At 46.8% G+C, this 19,479-nt stretch carries 14 protein-coding genes; 3 read left to right on the top strand and 11 right to left on the bottom strand.

The window, feature by feature from the left end; genetic code table 11:
* From ACYQ2M_RS19235 to pilM, 6 genes are all read right to left on the bottom strand, one after another.
* Positions 1 to 3,552 (bottom strand): beta strand repeat-containing protein (locus ACYQ2M_RS19235; RefSeq protein WP_459918001.1); only part of this gene is annotated, 3,552 nt, incomplete at its 3' end.
* Between the two features lie 87 nt (positions 3,553 to 3,639).
* Complete coding sequence (locus tag ACYQ2M_RS19230; protein WP_459918005.1) at positions 3,640 to 5,949, bottom strand: type IV pilus secretin PilQ; 2,310 nt, start codon at positions 5,947 to 5,949, stop codon at positions 3,640 to 3,642.
* A 125-nt stretch (positions 5,950 to 6,074) separates the two neighbouring features.
* The gene (locus ACYQ2M_RS19225; protein ID WP_459918000.1) at positions 6,075 to 6,710 is read right to left on the bottom strand and encodes a pilus assembly protein PilP; all 636 of its coding nucleotides are present in this window, start codon (positions 6,708 to 6,710) and stop codon (positions 6,075 to 6,077) included.
* A 3-nt stretch (positions 6,711 to 6,713) separates the two neighbouring features.
* Positions 6,714 to 7,346, bottom strand: a complete 633-nt coding sequence (locus ACYQ2M_RS19220) for a type IV pilus inner membrane component PilO (RefSeq protein WP_459917999.1) — start codon at positions 7,344 to 7,346, stop codon at positions 6,714 to 6,716.
* Positions 7,343 to 7,936, bottom strand: a complete 594-nt coding sequence (locus ACYQ2M_RS19215; protein WP_459917998.1) for a PilN domain-containing protein — start codon at positions 7,934 to 7,936, stop codon at positions 7,343 to 7,345. The genes ACYQ2M_RS19220 and ACYQ2M_RS19215 overlap by 4 nt, the downstream gene beginning before the upstream one ends.
* Positions 7,933 to 8,991, bottom strand: a complete 1,059-nt coding sequence (gene pilM / locus ACYQ2M_RS19210) for a type IV pilus assembly protein PilM (protein WP_459917997.1) — start codon at positions 8,989 to 8,991, stop codon at positions 7,933 to 7,935. Before pilM ends, ACYQ2M_RS19215 begins: the two co-directional genes overlap by 4 nt.
* Before the next feature lie 348 nt (positions 8,992 to 9,339).
* Between pilM and ACYQ2M_RS19205 the strand changes: the two genes are divergently transcribed.
* Positions 9,340 to 10,755: a sensor histidine kinase gene (locus ACYQ2M_RS19205; protein ID WP_459917996.1), complete on the top strand. Its 1,416-nt coding sequence runs from the start codon at positions 9,340 to 9,342 to the stop codon at positions 10,753 to 10,755.
* Positions 10,756 to 10,758: 3 nt separating this feature from the next.
* A complete protein-coding gene (locus ACYQ2M_RS19200) occupies positions 10,759 to 12,126 on the top strand; it encodes a sigma-54-dependent transcriptional regulator (protein WP_459917995.1) in 1,368 nt (455 codons plus the stop codon).
* 648 nt (positions 12,127 to 12,774) lie between these two features.
* Here the strand turns inward: ACYQ2M_RS19200 and ACYQ2M_RS19195 are convergent.
* The 4 genes from ACYQ2M_RS19195 to ACYQ2M_RS19180 all read right to left on the bottom strand — a co-directional run bounded on the left by ACYQ2M_RS19195 (position 12,775) and on the right by ACYQ2M_RS19180 (position 17,425).
* On the bottom strand, positions 12,775 to 13,461 hold the full coding sequence (locus ACYQ2M_RS19195) for a tetratricopeptide repeat protein (protein ID WP_459917994.1): 687 nt from the start codon (positions 13,459 to 13,461) through the stop codon (positions 12,775 to 12,777).
* A gap of 270 nt (positions 13,462 to 13,731) precedes the next feature.
* Positions 13,732 to 14,217: an SH3 domain-containing protein gene (locus tag ACYQ2M_RS19190; protein ID WP_459917993.1), complete on the bottom strand. Its 486-nt coding sequence runs from the start codon at positions 14,215 to 14,217 to the stop codon at positions 13,732 to 13,734.
* Positions 14,218 to 14,273: 56 nt separating this feature from the next.
* On the bottom strand, positions 14,274 to 16,448 hold the full coding sequence (gene feoB, locus ACYQ2M_RS19185; protein ID WP_459917992.1) for a ferrous iron transport protein B: 2,175 nt from the start codon (positions 16,446 to 16,448) through the stop codon (positions 14,274 to 14,276).
* Positions 16,445 to 17,425 (bottom strand): FeoA domain-containing protein, encoded by a 981-nt coding sequence (locus ACYQ2M_RS19180; RefSeq protein ID WP_459917991.1) that lies wholly within the window; start codon positions 17,423 to 17,425, stop codon positions 16,445 to 16,447. Before ACYQ2M_RS19180 ends, feoB begins: the two co-directional genes overlap by 4 nt.
* Before the next feature lie 228 nt (positions 17,426 to 17,653).
* On the opposite strand from ACYQ2M_RS19180, the gene ACYQ2M_RS19175 reads away from it, so the two are divergent.
* Complete coding sequence (locus ACYQ2M_RS19175; RefSeq protein WP_459917990.1) at positions 17,654 to 18,682, top strand: tRNA dihydrouridine synthase; 1,029 nt, start codon at positions 17,654 to 17,656, stop codon at positions 18,680 to 18,682.
* Here the strand turns inward: ACYQ2M_RS19175 and ACYQ2M_RS19170 are convergent.
* Complete coding sequence (locus ACYQ2M_RS19170) at positions 18,667 to 19,350, bottom strand: YkgJ family cysteine cluster protein (RefSeq protein WP_459917989.1); 684 nt, start codon at positions 19,348 to 19,350, stop codon at positions 18,667 to 18,669. The genes ACYQ2M_RS19175 and ACYQ2M_RS19170 overlap by 16 nt on opposite strands.
* Positions 19,351 to 19,479 lie beyond the last annotated feature (129 nt).

The following is a 19,479-nucleotide window of genomic DNA, read 5'->3' as shown; positions in this document are numbered from 1 at the left end:
TTCAATGGTCTGCGTGGTACCACCATTGGAGAAAGCACCTAGGCTGGTGGTGAAAATCACCGACGTGCCCTTGGGCATGAGATTCCCGGACGTGTCTGATATCCGTGCAGTCACGGCACTGGAGCTGGCTCCGTCCGCTGGAATAGCCGTGGGTGTGGCAGAAAGGGTAATGGCACCTACCACGGCGTCATTTCCAATTGAAACATTCAGCAGCTGGGAGACACCACCAACCAAGGCAGTCACATGGGCATCACCCGAAGTGGTTCCGGCAATCAAAGAAACAATCAAAGTCCCGGAATCGTCAATGGTTGCAAGGGTCTGGGTCTGGGGATCATTGTCCTGGTCCCGGTTATCCGGAAAAAAGGTGCCAAGATCCGTTGAGAAGTAAAACAGCGTGCCCTGGGGAACGGGATTGCCCCCCACATCCAGGGCAGTGGCGGTAATGGTGGTGGAACTGGCACCATCCGCCGGAAGGGTTGTGGGATCGGCACTTAGAGCCACGCTTCCCACATCGGGAGCGCCGATGTCAGTGAGGGTCACCACAACGACCTGGGAAACCCCGCCCACTGTGGCCGTAACCCGCGTAAAACCAGCTGTATTCCCGGCAATGAGAGATACGGACAGGGTCCCGGTATCATCCACGGTTTCCAATACCAGAGTGCGGGCATTACCATCCCCATCCAGATTTTCAGAGTCCAGGATGCCCAGGGTGTCTGTTGCAAAACGAACGGGCGTACCCTGGGGCACGGGGGTCCCCCCCACATCCAGAGCAACGGCGGTGATGGTGGTGGAGCTGGCCCCATCGGCGGGAATGGCTGTGGGGTCAGCCGTAAGAGAAACACTCCCCACAGCTGGTGCATTAACATCTGAAATAGTCACCACAACACTCTGGGAGATACCGCCGGAGGTAACGGTGACCAGTGCAAAACCAGGGGAGACACCGGCATTTAGAGAAGTGATCAATTGGCCGCTGTCATCGGTGGTGGCAAGCTCAATGCTCCTGGCCCCATTGGAAAAGGTTCCTAGATCGGTAGCCACATAAACGGGATGGCCTGCCAAAACCGGATTGCCCGCTGTATCATTAATGGTGATGGACAACCTTGAAGAGCTGCCCCCATTGGCAAAAATCTCCGTGGGATCAGCGTCAATGAGGATGTTCCCCACAGCTGAAGCATCCGTGCTTGCCAGGGTCACCACAACGCTCTGGGAAATACCACCGGCCGATGCGGTTACAACTGCGAAGCCAGGCACCGTTCCGGCGTTGAGTGAAGTGATAATAGTGCCGTTGTCATCCCCCGTACTCAACTCATATCGGTTACTTCCATCGGCAAAGGTGCCAAGGGTGGTGGTAAAAACCACTGTCTGACCTTGGGGCATGGCGGTACCCGTGGTATCTTTGATAACGACATTGATGGTGGTGGAACTGGTGCCATCTGCCGGGATGACTGTGGGATTTGCGGTGAGGGCTATGGTTCCCACAACGGGTTCTATGGTGATGGCAAACGCCACTGTCACGCTCTGGGAGACACCCCCAGCCACGGCCGTGACCTTGGCATCCCCTGTAACCAAGGCAGATATCAAAGAAACCGTGATGTTGCCGGTATTATCCGTGGTCTCCACGGTAAGGGTGGTACCACCGTTGGAAAATAGACCCAGGGTAGTAGAAAAGGTGACCTCCGTTCCCGCCGGAACCGGTGCCCCCGAAATATCTTTTATGTTCACGCTGATGGCAGATGAACTGCTGCCATCGGCTTTAATGACTTCGGGATCGGCATTGATGGTCATGGATCCCACGGTCACTGTTTTTTCAATCACCGCCATGCGGGCCGTGTTGGAAATGGACGGATTACTGTCCAGGGTGGCTTTTAACACATCAACGCCCGGATCAGCACCGGCCGTATAGTTCACCAGGGCGATACCGCTGCTATTGGTGATGGCTGTGCTTACACTCAAGCTTGCCCCACTGGTGTTGCCATTATCAGGAAAGGTAAAATTAATCTGCTGATTGGAAACAGGATTTCCACGGCTATCGCGCAATGTGGCATTAAAATCAATGCTATCTCCTGCTTGAATGGTGCCGTCATTGGTAACGGCCGGTTGCAGAGAAAGATTCCTGGACGCGCCGGGGGTAAAACCAATACTCAGGTTTGTAAGAAATCCATGGGCATTGGCCGTTATCACTGCCGTACCGGAAGAGGTACTTTGCAGCTGGATTTCTGCGATACCATCGCTGCGGGTCCATGCAGTACTTTCAGATAAAGTGCCAAGGGTGGTGGAAAAATTCACATCCACGGCAGGCATGGGATCGCCGGATTTATCCAGCACTGTGGCCCGCACGGTTACCTGGCTCTGGCCGTCGGCGGGGATAATAAGGCTGCCGGAACTCAGAGAAATGGATCCGATGGATTCAGACAAGGGGGTCTCTTCAATGGAAATGTTTCCAGACAATGTGGAAATGGAAGTTTCTTTTGAAGTGGCTTTTACCCTGACAGATGTGGCCACGGTCCCCGATTTGACAAGGGCGGTCACCTCACCGTTTTCATCGCTTTCCCGGCTGAGAGGAGATACGGTAATCCCCCCCGTTGTGGTGGTCAGGGAGAAAAAGATCAGTTCCCGGGCCATGGCATGTCCTTTGTCATCTTTTACTTTAAAGGTGACAAGGGCATTTTCCGGTTTTGAAGCGGTGGCGGTCCCGGCAACGGCAATATTTGACGGCTGCACAGACACAAATTCAATGGAACCGGTGGCTTCTTCGGCCAGGGGAACGGCAACCATGGCTGTTAGATCGGTGCCCCCTTTTAACACGGTGGCAGTTACCACGTCCTGGGCGCTGCTGCACCCGTTAGAAGTATACACACAAACGGCCCGCCCATTTTCCGACAATACCGATTCTGTAAGCGTTGCACCACATTGGGAGGAAAATTGCACCGTTACCGGTTGATCAAAGGGACTTCCATCTCCATCCACAAGATCTGCCACGATTAAGGCAGTTCCACCATAGGAAAGATTCTCCCCGGGAACGAGACTTGAGGAGAGTACGCCTCCCTGGAAAAAACCATCTATAAAAGCCCCCAGGCGTGTGGAATCGGGCACACCGATTTGAAAGGCAAAGGGCGTTTCGATGACGTATTCACCGGACTGTACAGAAATCTCACCGGCACCGGTGACACTTTCTCCGTCCGCATTTACAGCCACCAGCTTTATTTCAGCTACCCCGTTGGCATCGGTACTGTCGGTGCCATCCGCTGCAACAGAAAAACTCCCCTTGGTGGGGGTTGCCGTCACCAGCTTACCTGGTGCAGGCTTATTTTTATCGTTGTCATAGGTGACGGTAATCTGAAGAATACCGGGATTGCCTTCACTGATTGCATCGGTTTCACTGCCTGTTGCCTCATTAATCAGTTTTACCGAAAAATGAAGATGATTGAGATCCACATCCGGATCGCCAGGAGAACCCGATGAACCGCATCCGGATAGTATAAATATAAACAGGAGACAAAAAAACACATAAATACTTCTTAACTCTATCCGCCCGGCCATTTTTACCCTCATGCAATTTTCCTCTTACCTTCAAGTATCAATCATAAATATCGCGGTTCATCTATTCTCTACGGCAGCAATGGTAAATAATCTGCTTTTTTAATTTTGCATTTTCTGATCAAGCTGTACTATGGTCGGTGTCAGAAAAATCAGCAATTCATTTTTTTTCTCAGTATCTTTATCTGATCTGAAAAGGTGTCCCAGAACGGGGATATCTGACAGCAAGGGAAACCCGGTGGAGCTGTCCGTGGTACTGGTTTTAACAATCCCCCCGATGACAATTGTATTCCCGTCATTTACCAGTAATTCGGTTTCCGCTTCATTGGTGGACAGAGAAGGAATTCCGTCAGTGATGGAATCAAGGTCATTTTTCGTGATATGAACGGTCATGGTGACGCGCTTATCCGGGGTCACATGGGGGGTCACCTCCAGCAAAAGATCAATGTCTTTAAATTTTACCGATGACCCGCCGGTGTCATCTCGTTCAAGGTAGGCATATTCAATTCCCTGCTTTATGCTTGCCTTTTTATTGTCCATGGTTAAAATTCTGGGAGAAGAAACAATTTTAACATCACCCTTGGCCTCTGCTGCTGTCAATTTAGCATTGATTGAAAAAGGCGTTCCAACGACACGATTAAAGGTATAACTGAGGCTGGAATTGGATGTTGCCGGATAGTTCATGGCCACATCAAACCCATAGGTCCCCCCCAGGTCATCTCTGTACACATCCTGGCTGGATACCCCCCATTCAATGCCCAGTTCCCGTGAAAAATCTTTACTTACCTCCACCACCCTTGCGGAAATCATAATCTGGGGGGTGACTGTATCCAGTCGGTTTATCATATTTTTTGCTTCAACAATTTTTTCCCGGACATCCGTTATAAGAATCATGTTGGTCCGGGTATCAACACTGAGCTGCCCCCTTTTGGGGGTGAGAAGTTTTTCCAGATGGGGCTTAATATCTTTTTCAGCATCGGAGTAATTGATGGGAATATACTCTGTGATAAGGGGTTCCAGTTGCTTTTGCTGCTCAATGGCCTTCTGTCTGGCAGCCAATTCTTCCTGGCGTATAGTCAACTCTTTTTTCAAGGTTGCCTGGGTGGCTATGCGGATAATATCGCCCTCTCTTACCTTGCCCAGTCCATTCATTTTCAAGACAAGGTCCAGAACCTGGTCCCATGGAACCGGATTGTCAAGGGTAAGAGTAACATTTCCACTGACATCCTTGTCCACCGCAAAATTCTCGCCACTGATGGTTCGCAAAATCCGAAATACATTTTTAATATCTGTCTCATAAAAATCAAGACTGATTTTTTCTCCTGTGTAAACCGGTTCTTCCCCATTAAGAGCAGCCAAAGGGTCGGCATTGGTTTCCGGTTCTGGAGAAACGGTATTTAACTGAACAGGCTCCTTTAAAGCAGTATTTGAGACAGCTTGTTTCAAGGGAGAAAGGGACGTACCCACAGCCAGGGCTGGTTGTACCCCAGCATTGAATTTTGTTTTTGCCTGTTCAAAACGTGGACCGACCTTTGTGATGGGATCAAAAACAAGCTTTAATTGATTCGAGTCTCTATAAATGCGGTATGGAGTTGGTTGTTTTAAATCAATCAATATACACGACAAGGTCTGACCTGGAATTCCTTGTATCGGCAGTGCCTGGGCCACTGCAGAATTAAAATAGGTCATGATCAGCGGCCGCTGGTGATGGGGAGGAATCAGGGTATTATATAAATAAAGTTTAAGACTATCGTTCCCATCTTTTTGAAGATCATATTTCACAGGCGTCAACGTCTCAACAGTGAGAACAGATTCTCCTGATTCCTTGGCACTGAAACTAATATCCGCAAGTTTTGTCTCTTCATTGGAAAAGATGACTGGTTCCTGGGAAGGCATCGCCAATGGAATATCCCCACCCAAAGGATTTAAGGATGAATCTGAAGAGTCAGGCAAATTTTGAGGAAGTGTTTGCTGGGTAAAAATAACGGTGTTTCCATGGCCGTCTTCACCAAGAACAAAAGGTTGGTCGCTATCGCCGGAAACGTCTTTTTTCGGGGGGGTAGCCAACCTCTTCTTTTCCTGGTATCCGGATTCCATGAAAAACAGGATATTGATACCATTTTCTGTTTCCACCACTTCATACTGAAAATCATCTTGCAACAAAATCTCAATTTTAGCGGTATTTCTATTCTCATCGGCATACAACGCAGAAATTAATTTAACGGGTTCACCCACCAAAGAGATATCTGTAACTGCATCATCAATGCTTGTAGCAGGAAGATATAAAACAACACCATAGGGATCGGTCTGTTTAATGGAAGTATAGACCAATTTACCATCTGCTGACAGGTTAACGGCCGGTTGCTCCGACTTGTATTCCATGCTCGTAACAATTCTTTTTTCAGCATGCATTTTCAAGGAAGAAGTACTGGTTTCCTGCTGTTGTCCAGACAGACAACCCATAAAAAAAAATAGAAATAACACCAGCCCAAAGGCCTTTAAAAAACATGTAAAGTATTTTTCGGAAGTATAAATCATCATAAGCTCCCATCTTCCGTTTTATTTAGTTTCATCTCCTGGGTACGTTTAATTATTTTACCCTTGTAGTCCCTTAATCGTTCCAATATAACAATCTTATCTTTCTGGATTTCCACCACAGTTCCACCATCTCGACCAATATTGGTCCCCAAGCCTACAACATATCCCTTGCCACCTGCCTCCTCCACCATGGCAACACTACCGGCATCAGCATTTATGATGGCGACCAGTTTCATTTGACTGTAATCAAGTTTTTCAAGGGGCGTTAATATCCTTTCTGGTTTTTCCATCAGTTTCACAGGTTCCCCTTGAGCAATCGCCTGCTTTGTTTCAACTTTGATAAGGGGTTCAAAAGGATCTATTTTTCCCTCTCCGCTATACGCTTCAATCTCAGGACTCATATTTTCTTTTTCAGAAGAAAGAGGCGGTTCATTATTTTTCATCACTTCTTTATTTGTTATTTCTTTTGGGGAAGAAGGTGCAGGAAGCTTATCCGATATGGGAACTTTAAAGGCAACTGTCACCACTGTTTTCTCAGGCAAAGGTTGGGCGTTATCGTCTCTGCAGGCAGAAAGGAGAGCGCACAGTATCAACAAAATAGCAAAACCCATTATTTTAACTATGGAATTTATCATTTATTATTTCTTTTTGCCCTTATTTTCTTGTTTTTCAACAAACATATAAGTCACCGCAGTGCAGGTGACAAAAAGGCTTCCTTCCTGCTTTCCGGGCATCATGGTAATATCTTTGATATTAACTATGCGATGAAGACGTGACACCTTATCAAAAAAAGAACCCATTTGATGATATGTACCCTGGACCTTTATATCCACTGGTATTTCAGCATAAAATTCAGTCTTCAGCTCCGACCTGGGTTGAAACAACATAAATTCCAAACCCGAATTATTGCCGGAATTTGAAATTTCTGTCAAAAGAGAAGGAATCTCTTTTTTTTCAGGCAGTGCTGTCATGGCGGAATCAAATCGATTCTGAGCCTCTGCCATCTTTTTAGTAAATTTAGACAGGAGAGCTGCTTTGCTTTTATATAAATCAAGCTGGTTTTTTAAACGAGTTTGTTCGTCAGACAAGCGACTCATTTCTTCATGCCTTGGCATGTAAAAAAAATAGTAGAAAATAGCCCCTACCGTGATAAAGGAGAAAGCACAGATCAATATTCGATGCATTCGAGACATATTGCCCACCTTTACAAAAACAGGTGCAGCCCTTTGCCTGAGAACATCAATAATTTTTTTCCTCTCTGTTCGTTTCATTTATTTATATTTTTTCCACTATTGACATTATGGGCGTTTTTATTTTCTTTTTTATTCCAGCATATTACTTGAAAGGCTTTGATCCGCAAGTCTTTTTTTATTTGTTTCATCTGGAGGGTCTTCAGATCAACACTCGAAAAAAAAGGGGATTTCTCAATAGCGGTCATGAAATCCGCAACGGTTTTATTATCAAAGGCAAGGCCGCTGAGCACCACATTTTTTTCATCGGTTTTCATACTGGTAAGCCACATTCGGTCTGGAATCATAAGTTGACTGATGGATTCAAGGAGCAATACGGGTTGCCGTCTTTTTGCTTCCAGCGATTGGACAATATCCAGCTTAAGCTCGAGATTTTTTAATTTTTTCTTAATTTCATTGACCTTGTCTGCCTTGTCTTTATAGAGGGTAATATCATTTTCTATCCGAATTATATTTTTATGCAAAATATCAATTTTGCGATCCACCCATGTAGTATAGTAGAATAGACTGACAATCATAAAGATCAACAACAAAGAAAAAATGGAGATTTGCTTCCTTATATTTTCTTTTTTCCGTGCGGCCCGAAAAGGCAATAGATTAATTCGTATCATTTATCATTCAACCTTCTCAAAGAGAGTCCCATGGCGATGGAGATTTGGGGTTTGAAGGAAGCCAGAAGTGAAGGAGAAAATTGTTTGGGATTAAAACTTATCCCCTGAAAAGGATCCAAAACAGAGGCTCTGGCGGATAGATCCAATGCTAATGTATCTATAAATCCATCAACAAGAGTGCCACCGCCAGAAACGAGTATTTGTTCAAGCTCTCCCTCGTTTGATTTTGCCAAAGAACTTTTAACGACGGTTTGAATTTCAGAACAGCATATGTGAATCCAATTAGAAAAAATTTCTTTAATGCGTGTTTCTGAAATTTCACCCCCCCTGGCTCCTTCCAGAATTTTTTCAGCCCTGCTTGCAGAACATCCAAGCTCCGACATAATTTCGTCTCGAATCTGCCCAGTCCCCGCAGCGACATCTCGCATCATAAGAGACTGGTTTCCTTTTAAAATATTCAATGATATTTTAGACATGCCCACGTCAATTAAAAGAACCATTTCTTCAGCCACTGGCCGATAAACCATTTCATAAATATTTTGCAGAGCAAAGCTATCCACATCGATGACGCAAGGATTTAAGCCAGCCTGATTAATAAGATCAATATATTCGGCCACAAGATCTTTTTTCACAGCAACCAGAAGAACATTCATCTGGTCATCTGAGAACTCGCTGGTTCCCATTATCTGAAAATCAATATTGACATCTTCAATATCATAAGGGATATATTGTTCTGCTTGAACTCTGATGGAACCAAGTAATTCTTTCTCCGATGCAGTAGGCACTACAATGGTTTTAATAACCACTGAGTAACCACCAGTTGATATGGCAACATTTCTACATCTTATCTTCTGAGTTCGAAAAAGCATACGAATAATCTCGGCCAACGCATCAGGATCCATGATACGCCCGTCTTCAACAAGACCATCCTGGAGATCTGCCATCCCCAATTTATTTAGTACATAACCCTTGCCAGACGACTTTAATTCAGCCACCTTAATACTTGATGATCCAATATCAATTCCTATAAGTTGCTCTTTTTTTCTAAAAATCATAAAGTTAAGCTCAAATCAGTGGGATATTTGGGGGTATGTCTGGCAAAGCTGCCCGTTATCACATAATGGATGTGGTATATTACTAGATTGAGTAAACTCAATCTGAGCGGACTATACAGCACAGGTTAACTCTATCGAATATACGTGTTAAGTCAAGCACAATTGTTAATTGACGTTTTATAATTTTCATGTTTTATGCTAGTTTCGATGATGTATAAAAGGCCAAAATAATTTAAGTGTTTAATTTAATAAATATTAATCGTTTTTAAAATTAAAATTATTAATAAAAAACATGACATGGAATTCCATTATTAACCACACGATATGAGGTTGCCTTCAGACGGCAAAATGACGCAGAGAAACGGAGCAGAAAAAAGGCCCTTCCGCCTGGTAAAATTTTTCACATTTTCCAGCCTGGTGGTGATGTTCACGGCAACCATTGCCCTGTCCGCCATCAATACCCACTGGGTAAAACGCATCCTACAGCAGAAAAATGAAGAATATGCACATCTATTGGTGGAGAACCTTAACCATCAGATATTTATGCAGTTTATCATCCCTGTGGTATTAAAATACGGTAAGGTACAACTCAGGGAAGAAAACCAGTACACCCGCATGGACAGGGTCATCCGATCCACCATCCACAGCTTTAATGTGGAAATGGTCAACATCTATGACCTGAAAAATATCATTTCTTACAGCCTGGACAAGGAAAGAATCGGCAAACAGGAAGCCGGGGGCGCAGCCTATGACAGGGCCATTGACAACCAGTCTTCTTCAAGCCTGGTACGCACCGGTAATTTTTTTCAACTTTTTTTAGGCATTCCCAGCACCACGCGCATAGTCACCTTTGCACCGCTCCGGGCAGAAAAACCCCTGTCAGCCATTTCCGGGCCTGTTTTAGGGGTGGTGGAAATTATACAGGATGTGTCCCGGGACTATGAAAAGATTTTCAAGCTCCAGCTGCTCATCATAATATCCTGCACCTTTATTATGGCTTCCCTTTTTATTGTACTCAGATTTGTGGTGAAACAGGGAGAAATTATTATTGAAAAAAGAGCGGCGGAACGTCTAAAACTGGAAGAAAAACTGCAACGGGCTGAACACCTTTCCGCCATCGGAGAAATGACTGCCGGGGTATCCCATGAAATCCGCAATCCCCTTGGCATCATCAAAAGCTCGGCGGAGCTGCTGCGAAAAAAAATGACAAAACTCAAGGAATCCACCACCATTGTGGATATCATCGTTGAGGAGTCCATCCGTTTAAACAATATCATCCGGGATTTCCTTGACTTTGCCCGCCCCATGACACCGGATTTAAAACCCTGCGCCATGGAGGAACTCATTGAAAAAAATATTCATTTTCTAAAGCCCCAGGCCCAGGAAAAAAACATCCTCATTCAAAACGATATCCAGGGCACCATCCCTCTCATTATGGGGGATGCCAACCGCCTCTACCAGGCACTTTTAAATTTACTGCTAAATGCACTGCAGGCCGTGGACGACGGGCAACGCATTTTGATCTGCCTTAATGCGGATAACACCCATGTACACCTCACCATCCAGGATGAGGGCAGCGGTATCGACCCGGAACAGCTCAAAAAAATATGGACTCCTTTTTTCACCACCAAAGAGCTTGGCACAGGTCTGGGACTTGGCATTGTCAAAAACATCATTGAATCCCACCGGGGAAGCATTCACATTGACAATGCGCTCCCCACCGGAACCCGGGTGACCATTGCCCTGCCCATAACGGAGGAATAAGACATGGACAAAATTCTCATTGTGGATGATGAAAAAAATTATCCCACAATTCTTGGAGAGGTACTCAAAGAAGAAGGCTTTGAACCCGTAACCGCAGCAAGCGGTCTCATGGCCCTTGAAATCCTGAAAAGCGAAGGCATTGATCTGGTATTAACCGATGTAATGATGCCCGGGATGGACGGCATTGAACTACTGGCTCAGATCAAGGAGTTCAATGCCACACTTCCGGTGATTGTGATGACGGCCCACGGCAGTGTTGAAAAGGCAGTGGAGGCCATGCAGAAAGGTGCGTTCACCTATATTTTAAAACCCTTTGACAATGACACCCTGGTGGCACATATTACCAAGGCCCTTGCCATCCATGAGATTGTCAAGGAAAACTCCCGACTCCGGGAAGAAATTTCCACCCGGTACAACTTTGATAACATCATCGGAAAAAGCAAGCCCATGAAAGAGCTGTACAATGTTATCCAGAAGGTGGCGCCCACCAATGCCAGTGTTCTCATTGAAGGAGAAAGCGGCACCGGTAAGGAGTTGGCTGCCCGCTCCATTCATTACAACAGCCTCAGAGGGGAGTTTCCCCTGGTGGCAGTGAACTGCACGGCCTTTGCAGAGTCCCTTCTGGAAAGTGAGCTGTTCGGCCATGAAAAAGGAGCCTTTACCGGGGCTGCCGCCATGAAAAAAGGCCGATTTGAACTGGCAGGTCAGGGAACCCTGTTTCTAGATGAAATCGGAGAACTTCCCACCAGTATCCAGGTGAAACTTTTGCGGGTGCTCCAGGAAAAAACCATTGAGCGGGTGGGGGGTACCACGCCATTGCCCGTGGATTTTCGACTCATCGCCGCCACCAACAAAAACCTTGAAAAAGAAGTTAAACGAGGACATTTCAGGGAGGATCTTTACTATCGCCTCAATGTTGTCAAGGCCGTAATGCCACCCTTGAGGGAGCGGGAGGGAGATATTCCGTTGCTGGTAAACCATTTTATCCAGAAATACGCCCATGAACGCAAGAGCTCCCAAGCCCTGAACGGTGTGGATCCCCAGGCAGCACGCCTTTTGTTTGAATATGCCTGGCCCGGCAACGTAAGGGAACTTGAAAATATCATTGAGCGGGCTGTAATCCTTGCCACGGGAGACAGCATCACCGCGGATGACCTTCCCATGAAACTGAGATCCCCATCCAGCGCCCCTTCAATGCAGCTGGAGGACATACCGGAAAATGCAGGGCTTTCAGAAACCCTCATGGCGGTGGAAAAACGTATGATCAAGAGAGCCATGGCTCTTTCAGGCAATGTTCAAACCCGGGCCGCTGAAATTTTGGGAATCGGAAAAAGCGGGCTGAATCAAAAATTAAAAAAATATGGCATGTAAGCGGTTTATTTTTTTGAACCCGGCCCCGATAAGTTCACAATTATGAACCCGCAAAACCACACGACAAAAACATTTTTATTTAAGATAGTTATGGGCATAATCAAATAGGATCAATCATTTTGAAGTTCAAAATTTTAAACTTTATAGCAAATACTGCCAAAGTCCATGATGAAAAAAAGATTGCACTTTTTTTATATACACCCAGGCAATTCACAGATAACTGCTTTATTTAAAAGCAATTTTAAGAAATAATATTTTATATTATCAAACGACATTGATATTCTTTAAATATTTGGCATGCAATCTGCATTATATAAAATCAAACTAACCGATAAAGTTGGTTTTTCATCTTTTTCCTCCTTTAAAAAAGGCCGACACGTCACAGCGTGTCGGCCTTTTTTAATTTAATGCATCCTTATAGTGACATCCTTCATTTGCCAATTTACTGCTCTTGGAGCAATAATCCCATTGTTCGGGACGTCTTGCTCCAAAAGTGTAAGGACGTCAGATTTTATTGATATACCATTTATCAAGCCCGGATTACTGCTTCTATGAATGCAGTAATCCGAGGAAACGGTCACTTAAAAACAGCCGAGTCCCTAAGTTACTGGGGCTGGTATAAAGAATGCCCTTATTTTCGTTTGAAAATCACGTAGCGGTGTCAGCCACCCGGGACTTGGCCATGGAACTATAAATGGACTGGGCATGATCGGACACAATTTTATTAAAATAAGAAAGCCCTTTGTCCCCCTCCCCGGTCTTTTCCGCCAGAAGCCCCAGATTAAACAAGGCCTCATCCTTCAGGAAATCAGCCTTGCCCTGGGCCACGGCTTTAAACACGGAAACGGCCCTGTCATCCTTTCCAAGCATCTGACAGGTATGTCCCAGGGCCACCTGTATGAGATTGGCCATTACAGGATCATTGGAAAAATCCGCCAGCGCACCTTCATAGAGGGCCAGAGCCTTGTCAAATTTTCCAGCATCATAGCAGATCTGGGCAAACCGAACCTTCCCCATTTTACCGGCACCTGTATTGGGATATTCAGAAATCAGCCGTGTCAAATTCTCCTGAACCGCATCATAGCCTTCTTCGGGTTCCATGGAGGCATAGGTCTCAAGGGCCTGGGCAAGAAGACTGACCGCCTTATCGTCAGAGGATCGGATGCTGTAAAATGTCCCGGAAATTATCAAAACCACCGCCAAAAAGACACCTCCTGCCCATAGGAGTTGTTTTTGATACTCCCGTGCAAGGGCCATTCCCCTGTAAAGAGATTCTATGAACGGATCGGGTTGCTCAAGTTCTTTTTTGCGTGCATTGGAAATTTTCTCTGACATATTCACTCCTCTAGAATTAATGTACATATCATTTCAAAAACTTAGCTCATATTTTTGTAAGATCTCAATAACCTGGGGTCATAAAGCCTGTCTACCCTTTAAACGCCGAATGCTATTCAAACGGATGCCCTGAATGCCCGCACTTATTGAGAACTTACATATTTTTCTATTATTTAGGCAATAAAATTCAAAAAAGGCTTGGGACGTCAACCGTTTGGGACATGGTCACAACTGAAGGTCAATGCGCCCATACTCCCGGATATTAATTTTTTACCACACAAGGGTTTTAAAAATCCACCCACGGTCTCCGTCGGCATGCTCAATATTCAACCAGTCCCCTCGGGTTTGAAGAAGCTTGAATGGCACCCCTTTTTCCACAGTAAATACAATGGCGGAATCGGTGGTGGGTTCTGCGCGAACATTGCAATCATCCTTTAGACTGATAACCGAAGGGACATTACCCACAAGGGAATTGTGAATCCAGGCTTTATCGCCTTCAAAATCCTTAAAATGAACCCAGCCCTCTTTTTTTCCCAGCACAATAAAGGGATTATACTTTTCCACCTGCCACAGGATATCATAGCCGGTACCCGGTCCTGATCGAACATTGGCAATCTTTGCAATAACGGTGAGTCGCTCTTGTGCCAGAGACACCGCGGGCAGTACCAGCAACTGCAACAGCAGCATTGTAAAAATAAAAAGTTGCAGAAAGCCCTGGCCTGTAAGTTTTTTGAACATAAATTCAGAAACCTTCATTCTTGTCTCCCACTCGTTGTCATGGCCGCATATACAGCCTTATAAAAATTTTTTTATCAAAATCCCAGAAGCGATCCGCCCTGGTAAACCAGAAAAGAAAACCCCCATGCAATGGTTGTGGTGTATACCAGATTAAACCAGGCCCAACCTGCCGAAGTCTCCCGCCATATGGTAAAAATAGTGGCAAGACAGGGCACATACAACAAAACAAACACCATCATGGACAGTGCCGATAATGGGGTCATGCCTGATTTCTTCAAAGCCGCCTTTAATGCATCGGACTCACCATCGCCGATGCCGTACAACACCCCCATGGTGCTCACCACCACCTCTTTTGCCACCAGACCTGTAATCAGAGCAACCCCGCATCTCCAGTCAATGCCAATGGGACTGAACAGCGGCTCCATGGCTTTACCCAGGGTGCCGATGAAGGAATGGGCCACCTGTTCCTGGTTTTTCATTTTTTCCAGATCTGAAATTCTTTCAGCCATGTCAGGGGGGGGGGCCACACTCGGCGGGGTAACCTGGTCTCCGGCAGATACCGTGTCGGTGGCCTGGGCGGTTATTTTTTCAATTTCACCGGCGTAGTCCATGGTATAATTTTCCAGACGGGGAAAGGTGGACAATGCCCAGATGATGATGGAACCCACCAGAATCACTCCTCCCATTTTTTTAAGAAACATCTTGCTGCGGTCCCACATGTGAATCACAAGACTCTTTGCCATGGGAACCCGATAGGGGGGCAGTTCCATGACAAAGGGAGCATCCTGGCCTTTTAAAAGGGTGGAACGAAACAAGCGTCCTGACACAATGGCCACCACAATACCGATGAAATAAAGTGCAAAAATCACGGTGCCGGCCCGGGCCCCAAAAAAAGTCCCGGCCAAAATAATGTACACCGGAAGACGGGCCGAGCAGGACATGAAAGGGGTAATAAGAATGGTAAGGATTCGATCTTTTCGATTTTCCAGGGAACGGGTGGCAATGATGGCAGGCACATTACACCCAAATCCCATGAGCATGGGAATAAAAGATTTTCCATGCAGACCCACCATGTGCATTACCCGATCCATGAGAAAGGCCGTCCGGGCCATGTAACCGGTGTCCTCAAACAGGGCAATACAGAAAAAAAGGATGAGAATATTGGGCAGAAAAACAATAACGCTGCCGATGCCGGCCACAATACCATCCAGAAACAGGTCTTTTAGCAGACCTGAAGGGAGCAACATATCAAGTCGGGCGGATAAAAATCCCACTCCGGACTCAATCCATTCCATGGGATGCGCCCCCAGGGAAAATGTCAGCTGGAACATGGCCCAGATGAAAAATATAAAAATGGGAAATCCCAGGAAACGGTTGGTCAGCACCAGATCGATGTTTCTGGACATATCCGCCCGTTTCCGGGGAGACAAGGTAACCACCTCTTTGACAATGCCGGCAATAAATCCGTAACGATCGTCGGTGAGGACAATTTCCGGATCATCATGGAAAATTTTTTCCAGACGAGAACGACTCCGGGCTGCCATCTGGTTTATTTTTTCTTCCAGCTCCGGCGAGAGTTCCTCCAGACTTTTTTTCACCATCTGATCCGATTCCAGTAACTTAATGGCTGTCCAGCGCACCGGATGGGGATGATGGTCATGGAATTGGGCTTCCAGCACCTGAATCAACTCTGAAATCAGGGTTTCAATGTCCCGGTTGTATTTAACCTTTCTGCCGGATTTCCCCCCGGGGGAGGACTGAGCCTCATGAATGGCGGTTTCCACCAGCGTATCCATGCCCTGGTCTCGGTTACCCACGGTGAAAATCACCGGTACATCCAGAAGCATGGACAAACGCTCGGCATCAATGGTGATCCCCTTGGACCGGGCAAGATCGGCCATATTCAGGACAAACACCACCGGTCGATCCAATTCCATGATCTGCATGGCAAGGTAGAGGCTTCTTTCAAGATTGGCCGCATCAATGATGTTCACCACCACATCAGGCTTTTCCTCCAGAATGAAATCCCGGGCCGCAATCTCTTCAATGGAGAAAGGGGTCAGACTGTAGGTACCCGGCAGATCCACAACCTTTAACTGATGTTCGCCCCATTTCAGTGTACCCTCTTTTTTTTCCACCGTCACACCGGGCCAGTTTCCCACCTTCTGTTGGGCCCCGGTGAGGTTATTAAAAATGGTGGTCTTGCCGGAATTGGGATTACCGGCCAGGGCCATGGTCAGTTTTTTCATGGATGTTTCACCGCTTTCACATGTTCAACCATTATATTGGCCGCCTCCTCCACCCGAAGTGAAACGTGATACCCCTTGACAATCAACTCCAGTGGGTCTTTAAGTGGGGCATATTTTTCAACATAAATACGGGTTCCACGATTAATCCCCATTTCCATAAGTCGGCGGCGGAGAACAGATTCTCCCCCCACCCGGACAATAATGCCTTCCTGCCCCTGCTTCATGGCACTTAAGGATATTTTTTCCTCCTTTTCCATGGGATCATAACCGGCAATGCGGGGGATGTCCGAATCTATTTCAGGCGGGGCATGGTGAACAAAAATTTTCTCCGCCAGTCCATGGCAGATGGCAAAACGGCTATCACCTGTGGCCACCACCATTTGACCACCACCCTGGGAAGCCACCACTTCAATGCGATCCCCACACCTGAGTCCCATGGAGGAGAGCCGCATCTGAGCCCGGCATCCTCCTTCAAAGGATTTAATAATACAGGTTTCTCCCTGCCGGGCACGACAAAGGGGCATGAGCAGTTCCCGGGTACTGAGGCATTTTGAACAGATACCATAAATTTCCATGCGATGCTGGAGCATGTGAAATCCATAAGCGGCTGCCACATGGGCCTGTTTCTGTTCCAGCACTTCATCCTTGAATTCAAGAATATCCCCGCATTTCACACAGACCATATGGTCATGGTGCATCCCCAGATGCCGGTGTTCATAACGCCTGGGACCGGACTCAAACTGCACCCTGTCGGCAAACCCGAACTGACACAGCAATTCCATGGTTTCTTCCACAAAATCACTGTCCATGTCATTGCCATCTTTTTTGAGAAGCGCTGTGATTTCCTGGCAGGTGAGATGCTGTTCTGTTTTTAAAAAACAATCCAGCACCTTAAAGCGTTTCTCAAAGGCATCCACCCCTTCTTTGTGAAACAACTGCTTAAATTGTTTTTTTTCCTGTTCATGTCTGCTATTCATAGACCCGGTCCTGTTGTTAATTCAGAGTAAATATTCGGCCAGTACACCAGATTTACCTAATTTTGGCCTGCTCGCCCAGCAATGATATGCTAGGCAATCCCCAATACGGGAATCCGGGGTGCTGGCCAAACATTTACGTAGATAAAATGCGTTTTTAAATTATTACAGGCATGAACAGATGTCAACATGCGCCTTCCAATGAAGGCCCAACACATGGAAACAGTTTCAATGACAGCATCAACAGATTTTACCTCTTTTCTTAACACCCCCGTAACCATCAGGAACATCTGTCTTCCCAACCGACTGTTACTGGCCCCCATGGCAGGGCTGGGGCACATGGCCTTCAGAAAACTTGTGTCGGAATTTGGGGGATATGGACTGCTGTTCACCGGCATGTGCAGTGCCAAGGCAGTCCCCCATGAAAATCCTTCGGTATCCCAGGTATTTACCTGGCGAAAAGCAGAGCTGCCTCGACTGGTGTGCCAGATTTTCGGCCCCGATCCCATCAGCATGGCCCGGGCAGCCCAACGCATCGAAAAAGAGGGTTTTTTCGGGGTGGATCTCAATTTCGGGTGTGCCGTATCCGCCATCTGCAAAAAGGGAAGCGGAGCCATCCTTTTAAAAACCCCGGACCGGGCCGTTGAAATTGTCCGACAGGTGCGGCTGGCGGTGTCCATTCCTCTCTTTGTTAAATTTCGCACCGGTTGGGAAAACAATGTTTCAGCAGCGGCGGATCTGGCCCGGCGGTTTGAAGATGCCGGGGCTGATGCCCTGGTCTTCCATCCCAGAATCGCCCCGGACAGACGCTCCCGTCCCCCATTGTGGGATCACATCACCCAGGTGAAACAGGCGGTGTCCATTCCTGTATTTGGAAACGGCAACCTGTTTGAAAGGACTGACTGCGAGACCATGCATCAGCGCACCGGATGCGACGGTTTTTCCATCGGCCGCATGGCCGTGGCCCGGCCGTGGCTGTTTGCCCAATGGTCCAAGGGATTTGTTCCCGATGAACACACCGATTTTAATACGGCCCTGAGGATGACCCAGCTGTTAATGCAATACCACGAGGAAAGAACCGCCGTGAAACTGTTTAAAAAATATGTGCCTTATTTTGCCGCAGGATTCAAATTCGGCCACGCCATCTGCAAAGAGATATTAAAGGGAGAAAGCATGGCAGAGATCCAGGAAATCATTGACCGCATTGCCGACAAGAATCCGGAAGTATCCCTGCGGCCCAATCTTCACCTCTTCTGTTGATCGGCCATGATACTGGACAATTGCGCCATTAATGGACCCAGCTGCTCCCTGTGTTCCGGCGGCACCATGAACACCGGTGCCCTGGAATTATTTATGAGATGGGCCGAAAGGGGGGAAACGTCTCCGGTTCCTTCATTCTCACGCTGTGAATGCCACAAAATCATGTCCGTCAAATTCCCGGATATTCCCCGGGCATCAAGGTGTTCCACCACCTGCATGAACAGGTTATTCAAGGTAAGCACAAGGGGTGGCATCTGTGCATAGCCCAGCTGACGGCACTGAACCTGGGATAAGAGCATGCGGCAGGCCAAGGGCCTTGTTTCATAGATGGTGCACATGTCTTCCCGGAGCAGGGGGCAAGTCCCCCAGGCGGGATCATTTTCTTCCTCCGGGGGTTCCTGCCCGGCAAGGCACAGGGCAGCCATGTTGTTAATGGTATACCCCGGTTGAAATCGTTTGCCAGCACGGCCCTTTAACGCCCTTTCCTCCAGGCGTTTTTTTTCTTTTTCACCCATGCCGTTCACCATAAAGGCATACTCCAGTGAGGTCAGGGTGACATTACAGGTGCAGCAGGCAGAACACCCTTTTTCACACACCATTCCATGTTCACGGGTATATTGTTCATGGAGCAGGTAAATCCGCCCCAGCACTTCAGCTTTGTTTTCCAAGATAATCTTCCTTTTCGGGGGTGATCATAACCCACTATCGGCATATTTTTTTATGAAGGATCAGACCTGACCCCATTGGCCCGCCAAATATGACAGGTGCCCATGATGTGATCAAACCCGAAGGCCATA

The organism is Desulfocicer niacini, from assembly GCF_054657595.1.
Note: the sequence above shows the minus strand (reverse complement) of the source record. Positions and strands in the feature narration are given on the sequence as shown.

Coding starts and splice junctions, on each gene's coding strand:
- ACYQ2M_RS19230 (WP_459918005.1), bottom strand. CDS start 5,949: ATGCATGCTGAAAAAAGAATTGTTACGAGCATGGAATACAAGTCGGAG.
- ACYQ2M_RS19225 (WP_459918000.1), bottom strand. CDS start 6,710: ATGATAAATTCCATAGTTAAAATAATGGGTTTTGCTATTTTGTTGATA.
- ACYQ2M_RS19220 (WP_459917999.1), bottom strand. CDS start 7,346: ATGAAACGAACAGAGAGGAAAAAAATTATTGATGTTCTCAGGCAAAGG.
- ACYQ2M_RS19215 (WP_459917998.1), bottom strand. CDS start 7,936: ATGATACGAATTAATCTATTGCCTTTTCGGGCCGCACGGAAAAAAGAA.
- pilM (WP_459917997.1), bottom strand. CDS start 8,991: ATGATTTTTAGAAAAAAAGAGCAACTTATAGGAATTGATATTGGATCA.
- ACYQ2M_RS19205 (WP_459917996.1), top strand. CDS start 9,340: ATGACGCAGAGAAACGGAGCAGAAAAAAGGCCCTTCCGCCTGGTAAAA.
- ACYQ2M_RS19200 (WP_459917995.1), top strand. CDS start 10,759: ATGGACAAAATTCTCATTGTGGATGATGAAAAAAATTATCCCACAATT.
- ACYQ2M_RS19195 (WP_459917994.1), bottom strand. CDS start 13,461: ATGTCAGAGAAAATTTCCAATGCACGCAAAAAAGAACTTGAGCAACCC.
- ACYQ2M_RS19190 (WP_459917993.1), bottom strand. CDS start 14,217: ATGAAGGTTTCTGAATTTATGTTCAAAAAACTTACAGGCCAGGGCTTT.
- feoB (WP_459917992.1), bottom strand. CDS start 16,448: ATGAAAAAACTGACCATGGCCCTGGCCGGTAATCCCAATTCCGGCAAG.
- ACYQ2M_RS19180 (WP_459917991.1), bottom strand. CDS start 17,425: ATGAATAGCAGACATGAACAGGAAAAAAAACAATTTAAGCAGTTGTTT.
- ACYQ2M_RS19175 (WP_459917990.1), top strand. CDS start 17,654: ATGACAGCATCAACAGATTTTACCTCTTTTCTTAACACCCCCGTAACC.